Genomic DNA, 1,157 nt, shown 5'->3' with positions numbered 1-1,157 from the left:
GTGCCATGGTGACATCCTCCCAGCCTGCCCATCCCGGGCAAGCGATCTCAGGTGTCACCTATTCGTGCAGCAGACCCAACATCGCCACGATCGCCAGCGTGTATGCCAACGTCGCGCGTCCGGCTCGCGTTGATATCGCAGTCCACGACATCGACACCAGGATCGAACCGGCTACTAGTGTCGCCAGGGCGCAGTGAAGATGGATCCACCCGCGCATCCGTGGCTTCTGCAGAACACCGGTTTCGGGCTCGAGACCACGTCCAGAGCCGACGAAATCAGACTCGGTTGCAGAGGCGGCTGCTTTGATCGAGTGGTTCATTAGGCCTTCCATAATCGCTATCAGCCTGGGAGCGCCACGGTATGAGCAGACCGCTGAGGAGTCGCTGAGGAAGCCACGGGTGAAGTGCCACGCGAATTGGCTGGCTTCGTGCGCTGTTCTCAAACCGCCCAGAGCCGTCGACCATCACAATGTGACGGAGATTTTTTGGCCTCTGCGGGCGACTCTTGTTCACAACTGCGTACGCCTGTGCGCCATGCTAATTCGCTTGTCGGCAGCTAGAAAGGACCCGCCCTCAAGCTCAATAAGACTGGTCCTGGCGTGCCCTAGCTGGGAGATTGATCAGATGCACCTCCACACACCAATCCACCAACGATTATCGACAGTAGCGCCGAGGTAGAACAGTCAGCCGGGCCGATAATGAAAGGCCATGAATCGCGCCTCAAGGCGAGTGGTCGCAGCCCTCATCACAGCACCTCATCTACGGCTACCGTCGCGCCCGCCCTAGAGGGAAAACTTCGCGGCGTGTGCATCCTTTGGCTCGGCTCGGGCTTCGAGCTCGTCAAATTGAACCAACAGCTTCCTGATTGCTTCCATCTCGAGGACGCCCGCGCCGTAGCGGTGATCGTAAAAAGTAAGCCATGTCATCGCACCAATCATGCTTAGGCACACCAGCAGCGTCATCGCAAGCAAAAACTGATCCATTACTCGTGCCTCCGATTGAGGGCCTGGCTTCGGGCCCGACCAGCACATCTACTACTTACGTACCTACATAGTAGACAATGGAAGGTGTGTTCACCAGAGGGGTCCGTCAGATTAACGGTGTAAGCGGCATCCTCGGTTAGTTGGTTTCGCTTCCCGGCATGCGGTCGGCGAAGGT

The 1,157-nt window shown here is 57.9% G+C and carries 2 protein-coding genes; one reads left to right on the top strand and one right to left on the bottom strand.

Going from position 1 to position 1,157, the window contains the following annotated elements:
- The coding region (locus tag A5658_RS29035; RefSeq protein WP_231997460.1) for a hypothetical protein at positions 1 to 197 on the top strand (197 nt) is incomplete at its 5' end.
- A gap of 584 nt (positions 198 to 781) precedes the next feature.
- On the opposite strand, the gene A5658_RS26790 is transcribed toward A5658_RS29035, so the two are convergent.
- The gene (locus tag A5658_RS26790) at positions 782 to 982 is read right to left on the bottom strand and encodes a hypothetical protein (protein ID WP_067342532.1); all 201 of its coding nucleotides are present in this window, start codon (positions 980 to 982) and stop codon (positions 782 to 784) included.
- Positions 983 to 1,157 lie beyond the last annotated feature (175 nt).

Source organism: Mycobacterium sp. 1245111.1 (assembly GCF_001673405.1).
Lineage (GTDB): Bacteria > Actinomycetota > Actinomycetes > Mycobacteriales > Mycobacteriaceae > Mycobacterium.
The sequence above is the reverse complement of the archived record's forward strand: the minus strand, read 5'-3'. Positions and strand labels throughout refer to the sequence as shown.